Annotated in this window: 14 protein-coding genes; 11 read left to right on the forward strand and 3 right to left on the reverse strand. The window is 30.2% G+C overall.

Features of this window, described 5'->3' with window-relative positions:
- Positions 1-592: 592 nt before the first annotated feature.
- On the reverse strand, positions 593-1,144 hold the full coding sequence (locus CLOBL_RS25480) for a PadR family transcriptional regulator (RefSeq protein ID WP_077861563.1): 552 nt from the start codon (positions 1,142-1,144) through the stop codon (positions 593-595).
- A 172-nt stretch (positions 1,145-1,316) separates the two neighbouring features.
- Positions 1,317-2,555 (reverse strand): NAD(P)H-dependent oxidoreductase, encoded by a 1,239-nt coding sequence (locus tag CLOBL_RS25485; protein WP_077861564.1) that lies wholly within the window; start codon positions 2,553-2,555, stop codon positions 1,317-1,319.
- 664 nt (positions 2,556-3,219) lie between these two features.
- Here CLOBL_RS25485 and CLOBL_RS28760 point away from each other — a divergent pair.
- The 8 genes from CLOBL_RS28760 (at position 3,220) to CLOBL_RS25520 (ending at position 7,668) form a co-directional block, all read left to right on the forward strand.
- A complete protein-coding gene (locus tag CLOBL_RS28760) occupies positions 3,220-3,450 on the forward strand; it encodes an HTH domain-containing protein (RefSeq protein WP_242953921.1) in 231 nt (76 codons plus the stop codon).
- 29 nt (positions 3,451-3,479) lie between these two features.
- Positions 3,480-3,929, forward strand: a complete 450-nt coding sequence (locus CLOBL_RS28765; RefSeq protein WP_242953922.1) for a WYL domain-containing protein — start codon at positions 3,480-3,482, stop codon at positions 3,927-3,929.
- A gap of 239 nt (positions 3,930-4,168) precedes the next feature.
- Positions 4,169-5,050: an AraC family transcriptional regulator gene (locus tag CLOBL_RS25495; RefSeq protein WP_077861565.1), complete on the forward strand. Its 882-nt coding sequence runs from the start codon at positions 4,169-4,171 to the stop codon at positions 5,048-5,050.
- Positions 5,040-5,495, forward strand: coding sequence for a GyrI-like domain-containing protein (locus CLOBL_RS25500; protein ID WP_077861566.1), 456 nt, complete (start codon positions 5,040-5,042; stop codon positions 5,493-5,495). The genes CLOBL_RS25495 and CLOBL_RS25500 overlap by 11 nt, the downstream gene beginning before the upstream one ends.
- A 1-nt stretch (position 5,496) precedes the next feature.
- A complete protein-coding gene (locus CLOBL_RS25505; protein ID WP_077861567.1) occupies positions 5,497-6,450 on the forward strand; it encodes an ABC transporter ATP-binding protein in 954 nt (317 codons plus the stop codon).
- A complete protein-coding gene (locus CLOBL_RS25510) occupies positions 6,447-7,202 on the forward strand; it encodes an ABC transporter permease (protein ID WP_077861568.1) in 756 nt (251 codons plus the stop codon). Before CLOBL_RS25505 ends, CLOBL_RS25510 begins: the two co-directional genes overlap by 4 nt.
- A 36-nt stretch (positions 7,203-7,238) precedes the next feature.
- Positions 7,239-7,427, forward strand: a complete 189-nt coding sequence (locus CLOBL_RS25515) for a hypothetical protein (RefSeq protein WP_077861569.1) — start codon at positions 7,239-7,241, stop codon at positions 7,425-7,427.
- Between the two features lie 19 nt (positions 7,428-7,446).
- Complete coding sequence (locus CLOBL_RS25520; protein ID WP_077861570.1) at positions 7,447-7,668, forward strand: hypothetical protein; 222 nt, start codon at positions 7,447-7,449, stop codon at positions 7,666-7,668.
- Here CLOBL_RS25520 and CLOBL_RS25525 read toward each other — a convergent pair.
- Positions 7,622-8,122, reverse strand: a complete 501-nt coding sequence (locus CLOBL_RS25525; RefSeq protein ID WP_347472981.1) for a LysR family transcriptional regulator substrate-binding protein — start codon at positions 8,120-8,122, stop codon at positions 7,622-7,624. The two genes, CLOBL_RS25520 and CLOBL_RS25525, sit on opposite strands and share 47 nt — an antisense overlap.
- Before the next feature lie 24 nt (positions 8,123-8,146).
- Here CLOBL_RS25525 and CLOBL_RS25530 point away from each other — a divergent pair, with 24 nt between their 5' ends.
- The 3 genes from CLOBL_RS25530 to CLOBL_RS25540 all read left to right on the forward strand — a co-directional run bounded on the left by CLOBL_RS25530 (position 8,147) and on the right by CLOBL_RS25540 (position 10,583).
- Positions 8,147-8,644, forward strand: a complete 498-nt coding sequence (locus CLOBL_RS25530; protein WP_242953923.1) for a DUF5673 domain-containing protein — start codon at positions 8,147-8,149, stop codon at positions 8,642-8,644.
- Positions 8,645-8,712: 68 nt separating this feature from the next.
- A complete protein-coding gene (locus CLOBL_RS25535; RefSeq protein WP_077861572.1) occupies positions 8,713-9,675 on the forward strand; it encodes a WYL domain-containing protein in 963 nt (320 codons plus the stop codon).
- A gap of 281 nt (positions 9,676-9,956) precedes the next feature.
- Positions 9,957-10,583, forward strand: a complete 627-nt coding sequence (locus tag CLOBL_RS25540; protein WP_077861573.1) for a type 1 glutamine amidotransferase family protein — start codon at positions 9,957-9,959, stop codon at positions 10,581-10,583.
- Positions 10,584-10,670: the final 87 nt, after the last annotated feature.

A 10,670-nucleotide genomic window follows, 5' to 3' on the forward strand; every position in this document is an offset into this window, starting at 1 on the left:
AAGGCTGCAGCTGGCTCCTTTATAAGATTTAATAAATGGAATATGCAAAATATTGCTTACAATATGGTAAATCAATATAAAATTTGTAAAAAATTAAGTATAATGAAGATAGAATATTTGGAGGCAAGTGTTCTATTTTTTTATATTTTATAGTTAATTTGAAATGATGATTGTGTTTATAATGGGAAGGTGATACGATTATACAAAAATTCTTAAATCCTAAACAAGGTTTAGGATAATTAAGGGTGAACCATATCATAAGTGAGTGATAAATTTACTAAAACTGGATAATTATTCAGAACTAAAAAAGGCTTATATCATTAAATGAATAGTAATATAAGTCTATTTTTTATATGGACTAATTTTGAATTTATATATATTGTATATAAGAGGCTGTAGGTAATAATTTATGAATGGACAAAAAAGAATCACCAACTGCAATAAATGTAGTATGGATGGAAAAAGAGATTGAGTAGTTTTTAATTTTTTAATTCTGGTTAAGGAATGTAAAAAATCATATAATTAAGAACGCAAATAGATTTGAAATTTACACAAATCTATTTGCATTCCCTCGGAATTTCTTTGTGACAGGTTAAAATTTACTTTTCCTTAAAATTTCGATAGTTTCCTTGCACCACTCAATAGATGCTTTTTCTTCTTTAATTCCAGCGTCTATAATAAGTTGACGAAAAAGCTTGTGTTTCTCAATATTTTTTATATCACACATAGCAACAGGCTCAGCTTCAAATCTCTTCTTTAATGATTCTAGTGCTTCTTCATGCAGAGATAGTTGTTCTTCCAATTGATTAATTACTAAATCATTGCTAAAGTGTGTACCAATCAGAAGCTTTGCAAGAAAAAGCTTTCGAGTCTGAGGGAGAGGAGTTGTTTCTTTCATCCATTTGTCTAATTCTATCTTTCCTTTCTCAGTAATATAATAGATTTTACTATTGGGAGTGCCCTCATTAATCTGAATATCTACATCGAGAAATCCATCCTTTTTCATTTCATTTAAAGTAGGATATATCTGGCTCAAGTTTACACTCCAGAAATTATTTATAGAATCATCCAATAATTGCTTCAATTTATAACCAGTCATACAATGAATATTAAGAAAACCAAGTAAAATGTATTTTAGAGACATAGCATTTCCTTTCTGTGTTTAAATACCGTAACAATTTTTGATCTGCCTTGAGTTAATAACTTCTTTGCGCAGTCTTGGTAGTTTTTTTATTCTAGCATATAATTTTTATATCTGAAAGGAAAAAACTTATCAAGTATAAAAATTAAAACTTACTAAACCTTTATTTAATCTTTTAGTGCGGAAAATCATAATATTCATGGGATTTATAATATTCATGATCAGCTTTCATAATAGCTTTTCTGCTAAATACAAGATCTCGGAAAACCTTATGGCCTCCAACACCAAGGAAGGAATCACTTCTTTGACAGCTAAGTTTCAATATTTTTGAAACTTTTTCTGCAAATGCTTCAATTTCTTTTGTTAACTCATAGCTACTATTGAATTCATCAGTGATTATATCAAGAATAGGTGTTTTCCAAATTTGACAGGTTGCCTCTAATATTTGCCTTAAATTAGAATTTTGCTTTAATGGACCTGATATGATAAATCCAAGATACTTATCATTTAGCACAGCTCTGTGACCGTTAAAGAAATTACGATCAAAGAAAGTTTTCCAGGTAGCACTTAGGTATCTATCCTTCATTGCACCAGCAAATATCAATACATCAGCAGTATTAATTTTTTCATAAAATAGTGTCTCAAAGCCGTCTTTGTAAACACATTTGCCGTCAGAAAGGCAGTGGCCACAGCCCAAACAACCACCTTTAATATTTACTGTATGCAAGTTTATCACGTCTATTATGTTACCAAAACAAGAATTTAAGGTTTTAATCATATTGTTTATGTTTAAATCGTATGGTGTTGCATCAGTCAATAAAACGATTTTCTTATCTAGCACAATTTTAGTGTTTACTTGAGGTTCAGGTACATAATTAAAATTATTACTTAGCAATGGTGCAAATGATTTTGAAATAGAAAGCTTTTTTTCTGAAATATAAAGAAAATATTGCATAAAACCTATAAAATTATTTCGTTTTTCTTCCTTGAGCAAGTCTAACATTTCTGCTGGAAAACCTTGTATGTAATTCATGTCCAAATCATTACATACTGCATTCATGTAATTATGTGCAGCATGATCGAAGAAATTGCCTGATGTTGAAATGGAAGTTGAATATTTACCTTTGAAAGCGTAAACGCAATTTTTTTCGTATACTAACTCAACAAATCTTTTCAATTGTGAAGGAACCATGTAATAGTAAACAGGGAATGACCAGATTATAATATCACTTTCATGTATAGTTCTAATCATTGTACTGAAATATGAAGCGTCATCTTCAAGTTTTTTAATTTCTTTTCCTACATAAAATTCAGTATAGCTATGATTCGGCATGCACTTTATTAAATAATCCGTATGCTTTTTTGTTGTGCTATTATTACCTTTAGGACTTCCATGAATAATTGATATATTCATTTATTGACACCTCCAATTTATAATTTTTAATATAACATATGAAATAAGTTACATTTATATAATTGCTTACATATATAATTAGTTATATATGTAAGCAATTATATAATACTTTTAATTTGAATATTTTGTCAAGTACTACATTGTAAAATTTAAGTGCATCTAATATTCCTGTAGTCGATAGAGATGGAATAAAAAGGTGTTATCACTTGCTACTGATACGGTGAACCATATCATAAGTAAATGAGGTTTTACTAAAATTGTATAATTAAATAAAAGCGATATTGTGCATCATATAAAGTTCCTTAAGCATATTTTAAAATGTGATTAAGGAACTTTTAGTTGAATAATTTACAATATAATAGAATTAATATATAATTTTATATACAACAATTACCAAATTAATTCGTATAAATATTGATTAATCGGTAATAAAACTAATTGATAATAGTAGTTTGCCGACTAGAATTAATAGTACGTATACTTTAATTGGGGTAGTATAGTTTTTCTATACTATTTCACCATAGAACATAAGGCGGAGAGAATTTTATAAAGAATACGAAAGGGAGTTCTTTATACAAATATAAAGTAGTTATGATATATAATTATAAAATAAAGTGTTTAATTTTAACTAAATAATTGATATAGAAAAGGTGTTACAGTTACTATGAAAATTGATAGATTATTAGGAATACTAAATATACTAGTTAATGCAGACAGAATTACAATAAAAGAGCTATCGGAAAGATTTGAAGTTTCTAAGCGTACAATTTTTCGTGACTTGGATACATTAAATAAGTCAGGAATTCCTATAGCTACATATTCGGGTATTGGTGGTGGAGTATCAGTTGTTAAAGGATATAAATGTAAAAAAATATTTTTTCTAAGAATGATATAAAGAATATTTTCATTGCACTTTCTGGACTGATGAGCATTAATAAAAATAATGATTTAATAAATTTAATGGCAAAAATAATACCAGAAGAAACAAAAACTATTTTTTCAGAAAGTGATTATTTAATTGATTTATCATCATGGTTTCAGGATAGTATTACACAAGAAAAGGTCATTAAGTTGCATGAAGCCATAGAAAATCATAAATGTATTTGTATTGAATATATTTCTAAAAGCTCTAGAAGAATGAGAAATATTGAACCTTATAAGCTTGTGTTTAAGCAGACATATTGGTACTTGTATGGTTTTTGTGAGGATAGTAATGAATTTCGCTTGTTTAAGATTAACAGAATTGCTTCATATAGAATTCTAGATAAAGGTTTTAATTACAAGCCAATTGAAAAAATTGATTTAAAAAATGAGTCTGGTAATGCTTTATTTAATTTATCAAAATGTTGCAACGTAAAAAGTTTATATGAATAATAAAAATTTGATAGCAAAAATGTCAGTATACAGTTAATTAGAGTATTGAAGATATGGAATATATAGTGTTGTATAAACGCTAATCCCATATCTTTTTTATATACTATATTTATTATATAGAGATAGTTAAGTTATAAAGCTTTATATTTATAAGAATAATTTATGTTTACAAATTAAATCAAAAAATGCGAGGAAATAAATTGCATTATAGAGTATGCTAATTTCAAGGAGGTAAGGTAATGGAGTGGTTAAAAAATTTCAGTAAAGCTATTAATTATATAGAACAGAATTTAGATGGGGATATTTCATATGAAGAAGCAGCTAAAATTGCCTGTTGTTCAACCAATTATTTTCAACGTATGTTTACTTATGTGACTGGTATAACATTAGTAGAATATATAAGGCGCAGAAGAATGACACAAGCTGCTTTTGAATTACAGACAAAAGATATCAAAGTTTTAGATATTGCAATGAAATATGGATATACTTCGCCAACGGCATTCAATCGTGCATTTCAAAGTGTACATGGCATTAATCCTGCTATGGCAAAATTGCAAGGATGTAAGCTTTGTGCATATCCCCCTATTAAGTTCTCGATTCAAATACAAGGAGGTAGTGATATGCCATATAGAGTCGAAGAAAAAGCTCTAATGAGAATTGTTGGTATACGTATTCCATTAACCTACGATATGGATAAAAATTATAAGTTAATTCCATCATTTTGGGAACAAACAAAGCAAAGCGAAATGTTTTACCGAATTTTAAATCTTAATAATACACCACAAAAGAGAGTTTTGGGAATATCAATTTATAATTCAAGTGATGAAGTTTATTATTATATTGCTACTGAAACAGATAAACCTGTACCAGAAGGAATGTATGAATATGAAATACCTGCATCACTTTGGGCGGTGTTTGAGAGCAATGGTTTGTTCAAGGAATCAATACAAAGCATCTATAAACGTTTTTTTACAGAATGGCTTCCATTTTCAGGATATGAATATGCAGAAATTGCAGATGTTGAGGTATATCCAGTATATAATGAAGTAACAGTTAGCGGATATGCAGAAATATGGATGAGTTTAAGGAAGGAAAAAGAGAGGTATAAAAATGGAATATAAAGTAGAGATTAGAGAAATAGAACCTATTAGAGTAGCATTTATGAAATATAAGGGAATTGCTACAGAAGCAAATAAAGTAGTGCCTAATGTATTTAAATCAATTAGAGGAAAAGCGGATGGAGCACCATTTTTTAATTACATTACAATGAATCCAGAAACTAAATTTGGCGAGATTGAGCTATGTGTACCAACTGCAATGACTCCAAGTGGAAATGGTGTAGAAGTAAAGGAAACACCTAGGGTAAGAGCATTATGTGTTACTCACAAGGGGTCTTATGAAACTATGTTTCAGGCATATCAGGAGATTTATGCCTATGCAAAACAAAATGGAATAAAATTGCAGTCTGAATTTCGTGAAGTATTTATTAAAGGTCCTGGTATGCTTTTAAAGGGTAATCCAGAAAAATATATTACAGAAATTATATTTCCTATTGAGGAGGATTAATATGGAAGCAATCCATGTAGAAGAGGTTGTTAAACGTTATAAGAATGGTGTTGAAGCTTTAAACGGACTTTCATTAACAGTTAAGAAAGGTGAGATCTTTTCTCTTCTTGGTCAGAATGGTGCTGGAAAGTCAACTTTAATCAATATCCTTACAACATATCTTGAGCCAACTTCAGGAATTGTAAAAATACTAGGTAATGATATCTATATAGAAACTGACAAGGTAAGAAGAAGTATTGCATGTGTTGCACAGAAAACATCAATTGATACCTATTTATCATTAAGAGAAAATATGCTATTTCAAAGTAGGTTGTATAAAATACCAAAATCGGAAGCTGAGGAACGTATGAAGACATTGATTTCTTGTTTTTATTTAGAAAGATATCTAGATTATACTGTTTCATCTTATTCAGGAGGAGTGAAAAGGCGATTAGATATTGCTTTGAATCTTATGTCAAATCCACAGATTTTGTTTTTAGATGAGCCTACAGTTGGTATGGATATTCAATCACGTATAGCTATGTGGGAGATGATGAAAAAAATTAGAGATGAATTTGGAACCACTATTTTCCTTACAACGCATTATCTTGAAGAAGCAGATGATTTAAGTGATACTATCTGTATTATGAGAGATGGAAAAGAAGTAGTGCAAGGAACTCCATCTGGGTTGCGTGAACTAATTAAAAAGGATGTTTTAAGTATTCGATTTACCAATAAAGATGAATCTAGAAGTTGCTTTAAAAAACTTAGTAATTTTAAAAATGATATAAAGTTATCCCTTCGCGATGAAAAAATTTTAATTTACTCAAAACAAAGTAGAGAAGATTTTAAAACAATCAATCAGTGGTTATTTCAGAGCCAGACAAAATTTGAAGGTATTGAAATAGTTCAGCCAACCTTGGATGACGTGTTTTTAAGATTAACAGAAGTGAACGGATTGGAGGAAATTTCATGAATGTTATAACTCTTTTAGGACGCAATATTAAGTGGCGTTTTCACAATAAATTTACTGTTGTCATTACTATTTTGCAACCTATGCTTTGGCTTATTTTATACAGCACAGTTGCCAGTCAAGCTATGAGGGGAATAGGAATTGACAATTATACAACTTTTATCTTACCAGGACTAATAGTATTAGTAAGTTTTGGTGCATGTAGCAGTAGTGGAATTATGAACTATTTAATGAAGACTGATGGAAGTTTTTATCGTATACTTATTGCACCAGTAAATAGAAAGTCAATAGTATTAGGACAAGTTCTTGAAGCGGTTGTATGCACGTTTATCGAAGTTGGAATCATGTGTATTGTGAGTTTGCTATTCTCTGTAAAAATTCAAAGTAACATTTTTGGAAGTTTCATTATTATATTGATTATTTTCCTTAATGCATTATGCTTATCTTCATTGACATATACAATAAGTTTATCACTTCCAAATGAAGTTGTATATGAAACAGCTATGAATGCTATTGTTTTACCAGTATTCTTTTTAAGTACAGCGCTATTTCCATCAGATACATTAACTGGTTGGCTTGCAATAGCAGTAAAATTAAATCCGTTTACACATGTAATTAATTTATTACGTACATTGATGATAGAAGGGAATGCTGAAGCACTCCAGCTCATTTTAGTGATAGCTATGCTTATTGTAATGAGTGGAATCACCTTTTTATGGGCCTTATCAAGATTAAAGAAAGAAACTAGTTTTTAACAGTAAGATATTGAGAAAGTAAAGGAGGAGATAAGTATGACAAAGCTTGGAGAAATGTTAGTTGAAGACGGAATAAAAAAAGGAAAGATACAAGGAAAAGAAGAGCAAGCAATAGAAACAGCAAGAATAGCAATTAAAAAGGGCTTATCTAATGAACTAATAGCTGAGTTAACTGGATTATCTGATAAAGAAATTGAAATAATAAAAAAAACAATCAGTAATTAAGCTTCTAAATGGGATAAGTATGACAAAGCTAGGAGAAATGTTAGTTGAAGATGGAATAAAAAAGTGCGAAGAGAAAAAGGCAATAGAAACTGCAAACAATAATACAACATATGATATTTTACTAAAAATGAGAGACGATCTTAATAAATTAGATTGTCTCTTTTCTATTATGTTGGTGAAAAATACCTTTAGGCTCACTGTTTTAGTAATACAAGATTTTTTAGAGCTGCAAATGGTATAGACATCCATTTTTCTCTATGATATATCATTCTAGCCTTTATAAATATCCCGTCAATTTCTACGGGGAGAATTACAAGTTCACCTCTTTGAATTTCCTTATCAACTGCTATTCTCGGTAGTAAAGTAATACCAAGTCCGTTTTTAACGCACTGCTTTATTGCTTCTAAACTACTAAACTCCATAATAGTGTTTACTTTTATATTTAGATTTTGAAGCAATTTTTTAAATTCAAAGCTGTAACCTCTCTCTGCTTCAGTAAGAATGAATGACTCGTTTTTAAGTTCATATGCAGTAATTTTTTTAAAAGCAGTAAGCGGATGATCCGGTGCTGAAACAAAAATAGCAGAATCTTGGATATGTAGATTTAACGTAGTAACTAGTAAAAAGATAGTTCTTTGAAAACCGAATAGTGTGATGTTAACAATATATGGTATGATTATAATATTATAGTATATAAATAATGTTTAATTTAAAATGAGGTGAATTACTTGAATAAGTTTTCTGGATCTGCAATTTTTATTATTATTGGAACTAGTCTGCTATTAAAAGATTTATATACATCATATAATCATGGAAGAAATATTATGAAAGTAAAAAAAAGCAGAGGCTCGGTTATTTTCTGGCTGGTGTCATTGATACTTTTCTGCTTATTATTAGGGGGTGGTATAAGGCTTTATAGTCACTATGAGAAAGATAATATTATTACTAACATTTCAATGACTATATTTTGGATAGAATTTTCAATCTTCAATATGATAAAGTCATTTAGAGGTTCACAAATAAGAGAAAATGGAATATATAATTATGGATATTTTTATAAATGGTCTAAAATTCAGAGTTATAGTTGGGTGTTGCCAAATACAATTGAATTTAAAGTTAATAAATTTTTCAAAACTAATTCAACTTTTGAGTTTACAATAAATGAAGAATTTAAATTAAAAGTAGATGAAGTAATACAAGAAAAGCTTACTTTATAATTATCTTATATTAATATAAAATTTATTTATAAATGATACTATTAAAAATCTAGGGAAGTGGGCGCATTATGCCAAAAAATGATAATATGCTAGCAATTTTATGGATGCTGAATTCAGGTATAAAAATAACTGCAAAGCAAATATCCGAAAGGTTAGAAATAAATATAAGGTCAGTTTATCGTTATATGGATGCATTGTGTGTTAGTGGAGTGCCAATAATATCTGAGCCTGGTCATAACGGCGGATATAGTTTGCTTAACAATTTTATCAAAGCACCCATGTTTTTTGACCTTGAAGAGAAAAAATCACTTTTACATGCTGCCACTTTTGCAATGGAAGCAGGATATCCTTTTATGGAAGCACTAAATAGTGCAACATCAAAGTTAAAGAAGTTCTCGAATCAAGAACAAGAAAAAATTCTCAATCGTCATTTAGTTGGATTTGAAGTAGTGAGCCGTATTTGCGATCCAGCTGTCAAACCTATATTAAGAGAAATTGAGCAAGCTGTTGCTAATGAATGCTCCATGGAAATTGAATACTGTACAGGTTATGAAGGGCATCCGAGGCTTAGGGTTGTTGACCCCTATGGGATGCTTTACTGGAACGATAAATGGTATGCTATTGCATTTTGCCATCTTAGGAATGAAATTCGTAGTTTTAGGGTAGATAGAGTAGTAAATATTATAAGCACTAAAAATACGTTTAAGCGTCCTAAAGATTTTTCGGCACGTGAGTTTTTTACAAAAAACTTATTATCGAATGTGGAAAGCAAAGTAGGACTTTGCACTTTAGTAATTGAGGGCAAGTCAGAAGTATTAAATGACCTTTGTGCACATTGGTTTTTAGGATATCATCTGATAGAACGAACTGAATGCAGAGCTAATTTTTTAATGGATGAAAACTCAATCCATACCTATGTTCCTCATATTCTACTTCAATATGGTAAATCAATAAAGGTGCTTGAACCAAATAGTTTTAAAGATGCTATGGCAGCAGTTCTTAAAGATTTGATGGCCCATTATCTTCACTGACCGAATTTGTCAGTGAAGATAATATATAATAGATCGAGATGGAGTTTGAGACAATCATGTAACAAATAGCAACAATCAAATGAATCTTAGTTGAACTTATACCCTCAAGGGGTACCCTGTCTAGGGCCGTGCCGCTGTTAGCTACAACTTAAGCAGAGAACCTAAATCTGCGATTTAGTGTGAATCGCTTATTCATCTGACTTTAGGAAGAGGAGTTTCATATATAGTGGGAGTGTTACAGCTGCTAGACATCAGATAAAATGAATGTGGAGGAATAGAAAATGAAGAATACAGTATATCTTTATGTATTTGATACAATGGCAGACTGGGAAATAGGTTATTTAAGCGCTGAAATCAATTCGGGAAGGTACTACAAAAAGGGATTAATGCCTCTAAAAGTAGTAACTGTAGGAATTACCAAGACACCTATTACTACAATGGGAGGTCTTACAATATTGCCAGAAATTGAACTTAAGGAGTGTAATGCTCATGATACTGCTGCTTTGATTCTACCTGGTGGGAATACATGGACAGAAGCAATTCATGCTCCCATTATAACAATGGCTAAAAAATATTTAGAGAAAGGTATTGTTGTAGGGGCAATTTGTGGTGCTACAATAGGACTTGCTATGGGGGGAGTATTGGATAAGCGAGCTCATACAAGCAATGACTTGGGATATCTTAAAATGGTCTGTCCAAACTATGATGGAGAAAAGTATTATAAGCATGAATGTGTAGTAACTGATGGAAGTTTGATTACTGCTTCTGGAATAGCTCCTCTTGAATTTGCTTTGCATATATTGAAAATTCTAGATGTATTCTTACCGCAAACCCTAGATTCCTGGTACAATCTTTATAAAACCCAAGAGTCAAAATATTTCTTTAAGCTTATGAGCTCAATTCAATAAAAGGGCTTAAAGTGGGTAAGATAACTACTTTTATATGATGTGGAAGGCTGCAGCTGGCTCCTTTATAAGATTTAATAAATGGAATAT

This window comes from Clostridium sp. BL-8 (assembly GCF_002006495.1).
GTDB lineage: Bacteria > Bacillota > Clostridia > Clostridiales > Clostridiaceae > Clostridium.

Coding starts and splice junctions, on each gene's coding strand:
- CLOBL_RS25540 (WP_077861573.1), top strand. CDS start 9,957: ATGAAGAATACAGTATATCTTTATGTATTTGATACAATGGCAGACTGG.
- CLOBL_RS25485 (WP_077861564.1), bottom strand. CDS start 2,555: ATGAATATATCAATTATTCATGGAAGTCCTAAAGGTAATAATAGCACA.
- CLOBL_RS25515 (WP_077861569.1), top strand. CDS start 7,239: ATGACAAAGCTTGGAGAAATGTTAGTTGAAGACGGAATAAAAAAAGGA.
- CLOBL_RS28765 (WP_242953922.1), top strand. CDS start 3,480: ATGAGCATTAATAAAAATAATGATTTAATAAATTTAATGGCAAAAATA.
- CLOBL_RS28760 (WP_242953921.1), top strand. CDS start 3,220: ATGAAAATTGATAGATTATTAGGAATACTAAATATACTAGTTAATGCA.
- CLOBL_RS25495 (WP_077861565.1), top strand. CDS start 4,169: ATGGAGTGGTTAAAAAATTTCAGTAAAGCTATTAATTATATAGAACAG.
- CLOBL_RS25535 (WP_077861572.1), top strand. CDS start 8,713: ATGCCAAAAAATGATAATATGCTAGCAATTTTATGGATGCTGAATTCA.
- CLOBL_RS25520 (WP_077861570.1), top strand. CDS start 7,447: ATGACAAAGCTAGGAGAAATGTTAGTTGAAGATGGAATAAAAAAGTGC.
- CLOBL_RS25505 (WP_077861567.1), top strand. CDS start 5,497: ATGGAAGCAATCCATGTAGAAGAGGTTGTTAAACGTTATAAGAATGGT.
- CLOBL_RS25480 (WP_077861563.1), bottom strand. CDS start 1,144: ATGTCTCTAAAATACATTTTACTTGGTTTTCTTAATATTCATTGTATG.
- CLOBL_RS25510 (WP_077861568.1), top strand. CDS start 6,447: ATGAATGTTATAACTCTTTTAGGACGCAATATTAAGTGGCGTTTTCAC.
- CLOBL_RS25500 (WP_077861566.1), top strand. CDS start 5,040: ATGGAATATAAAGTAGAGATTAGAGAAATAGAACCTATTAGAGTAGCA.